Origin of the sequence: Campylobacter sp. BCW_4338, assembly GCF_001763255.1 — a bacterium.
In the GTDB taxonomy this organism is placed as follows: domain Bacteria; phylum Campylobacterota; class Campylobacteria; order Campylobacterales; family Campylobacteraceae; genus Campylobacter_D; species Campylobacter_D jejuni.
Genome location: NZ_MJYJ01000042.1, coordinates 1 through 1,064 on the forward strand (window position 1 = coordinate 1; position 1,064 = coordinate 1,064).

Annotated in this window: 2 protein-coding genes; both read left to right on the forward strand. The window is 30.1% G+C overall.

The genetic code is table 11. From position 1 onward, the window contains the following. A partial coding sequence (locus AJN69_RS04740; protein WP_148126285.1) for an ankyrin repeat domain-containing protein occupies positions 1 to 645 on the forward strand: 645 nt, incomplete at its 5' end. A gap of 15 nt (positions 646 to 660) precedes the next feature. Beyond that, the gene (locus AJN69_RS04745; protein WP_044779636.1) at positions 661 to 990 is read left to right on the forward strand and encodes a hypothetical protein; all 330 of its coding nucleotides are present in this window, start codon (positions 661 to 663) and stop codon (positions 988 to 990) included. Positions 991 to 1,064 lie beyond the last annotated feature (74 nt).

The window sequence follows — 1,064 nt, forward strand, 5'->3', positions numbered from 1 at the left end:
GCTTATGATAAGAGTCAAAGTTTTGAAATGATGGAGTATTTTGAGAGTTTAGGACTTAAAGCTGATGATGAGTGTTTAGGAAATAATGCCCTTACTGATTATATTGGAGTGGGTGGAAAAAATAAAAAAATGATTGATTATTTTTTTAAAAAAGGATGTAAATTTGAAGTTTATGATGAACGAGGTGCCACCCCTTTGCATTCTTGGATATTGCTTGGTGATCCTGAGTCTGTAAATTCTTTAGAAGTGGCTTTACAATTTGGCGCTGATGTAAATATGAGAAGGATTGAAACAGAACATGAACACAGTTATATCGATGCAGGAAAAACCCTTTTACATATAGCTGCAAGATCTAAGAAAAAACCTATTGGAACTTGTTTGGAAATTTTGATCAAATATGGAGCTGATGTCAATGCTGCTAATTGCACTATCAATGAAATTGAAAATGATAAAATCAATTATTTTGAACCTGATACTCCATTAGATAGGGCTATTTCTTTTGGGATAAATAAAAATATAAAAATCTTAAAAAAAGCAGGTGCTAAGACTTGGGAACAATTGGTTAAAGAATACAATATTGATACGAGTTTAGAGAGACCAGAACAAATTAAAATGTATGAAGAAAGAAGAAAGATAAAAAAATAATAAAAAGGAGATATTATGGAATTTGATGTTGAAATTTTAGACAATCTTGAGAATTTTAAAGAATTCTTAAAAACAAAACCTAGCAAAGAAGTTTTACAGGCTGTTAATTCTCATTTAGAGGGTTTTTTAAGTGATGCGTATGATCATATCGATCCAGAAGAATACGAAGTCGCTTTTGAAGAAGAAACAGGAATATCTTATCGTGATGCTACTGAGGAAGAATTTGATGAGTGGTTTATTGCAAATGTACTTTGCTTTGAGGATTTAAGTGAGATTTGCAAAATTCTTCGATCACTTTTAGAGGCTAAAGATTTGGATAAAGCTTTGGAAAATTTTAACAAATAAAAAAAATTAAAAAATTATTTTAAGGAAAAACAAATGAAAACTTTAGAAGAAATGCAAGCTATGGATGAAGAAAC